This is a genomic window from Neisseria sp. S1 (assembly GCF_048060015.1).
GTDB classification, from domain to species: domain Bacteria; phylum Pseudomonadota; class Gammaproteobacteria; order Burkholderiales; family Neisseriaceae; genus Neisseria; species Neisseria arctica.
Window position 1 is genome coordinate 1 of sequence record NZ_JBLUPI010000036.1, and the last position, 1538, is coordinate 1538.

Sequence of the window (1538 nt, forward strand, 5' to 3'; positions counted from 1 at the left end):
ACGGTTGAAGCCTTCGGTAACCAGCTCCATACCGGTACGCTTGCCAGTCGCAGCCACATAAGCACCGATGATGTCGGCTTCAGTCACTTTGCTAGGATCGGTATGGGTATAGGTAATCTTCGGGGCGACCGGTTTGGTTTTATACACAATATCACCAGTCAGTGTATTGATGCTGTAGTCCGTACCCTCTGCCAGCGGGCTGCTGCCGTCAACAAGCGTATAACCTGCGTGTAGCGCCGGCTTGGCTGTGCGTGCAGTTAAAGTATCCGAGTTTACGGCTAATACTTCGTTATTTACGGTTGATTTGTGTTTGGCCGGATCACAAACGTTGACCACATAAGCCACACCGCTACCGTAGCGTGTCCAGATATGAGCCGCATCAGGCAAGGTAAAACCTGCACCCGTCAGTTCTCCGCCAAATTTGCCAAAGTCTTTTTTGGTTTGGCACACGGTCAGCTCGTTTACAGGGCCGACAGGGGAGGTGCCGATGATGGCTGTAATCGCACCATCAACGGTATAAACTGGCACCGATCCGCCATCGATTTTAATGGTCTCCGTGCCGTGATGATAGGTTGCTGCCATATGTTTACTCCTTATTATTTGATTTTGGATTGGGTTTTAAATCGGGGTCGAGGGGGTTACCTTCGTGGCGGTAGCGGGCTTGGATAAACAAAGGATTGCCATCGGGCTTATACACCTGCACCTGCTGGGTCTCTGTCTGTACCGTCAATTCATACTGCCATGCGCCCGCGTCTTCACTTAAAAAACGCTCGGCTAACAAATGACAGGGTAGGCAGTTGGGCGGCCGAAAACCGACAATGGCCAAGCGTGTTTCATCCAGTATCGCAAGCGTACCTTCGTCACCATGCAGGTTGCTGCCGATAACGGTTAACACCAAAGTGATATCGCGTTGCTGGGCAATACTGCCCAAATGCTCCAAAGCCGTGAACTTGCTACCGCCGTAGCCGACCAAAATTGCGCCGGTCGGGTGGATAAATTGGTATTCAGACGGCCGCTCCGGAAACGCTTCCACGATGACCCACGGAATGGCCGCCTGCAAATGCTCGACTACCGCGTCAATAACCGGGCGTGTCGCACTCATGTCAGTATCCCGTCATGTCAATGCGTGAGCCGCCGCGCGTGTGATACGCCCCCGGTTCGGGCTGCGCCTGTTTGTCCAAAGTATCAACGCCGATATGGATTTTGCCGTCGCGGATAGACTCCAGGGTCTTTAAGGTCGAGCTGTAAGCGGTCTCCAGCGTTTTCGGCATATCCGCACGATTAATGCGGCGCAAGTGCAAAAAATGGCGGGCAATATTGATACACAACGGCGGCAACACCGTCGGTACCGACTTGAGCGGCAGCAGGTAGCGGCCGCGCAGGTAGCCATCGACCAAATCACAGGCGTAGCGGATGGCTTCATCCACTACCTCCATGTCCGGTTCAGTGGCACGCGGTTCGTCGTTTGTAAGCTGCACCAATTCCGCTTTACTCATCGCTTTAAACATGTTTTCGGCGTTGATGTACATTACTCGCCC

Annotated in this window: 2 protein-coding genes and 1 pseudogene; all 3 read right to left on the reverse strand. The window is 53.3% G+C overall.

The features are described 5' to 3' along the window. Positions 1-582 (reverse strand): annotated as a pseudogene (locus tag ACEPPX_RS11710) (phage tail protein); the annotation flags it as partial. Positions 583-586: 4 nt separating this feature from the next. Then, positions 587-1102, reverse strand: a complete 516-nt coding sequence (locus ACEPPX_RS11715; protein WP_416624183.1) for a Gp37 family protein — start codon at positions 1100-1102, stop codon at positions 587-589. A gap of 1 nt (position 1103) precedes the next feature. Then, a partial coding sequence (locus tag ACEPPX_RS11720) for a DUF1320 domain-containing protein (RefSeq protein WP_416624184.1) occupies positions 1104-1538 on the reverse strand: 435 nt, incomplete at its 5' end.

What these genes read in the sequence shown, in the direction of transcription:
- ACEPPX_RS11715 (WP_416624183.1), bottom strand. Translation starts at nt 1,102, where the DNA reads ATGAGTGCGACACGCCCGGTTATTGACGCGGTAGTCGAGCATTTGCAG.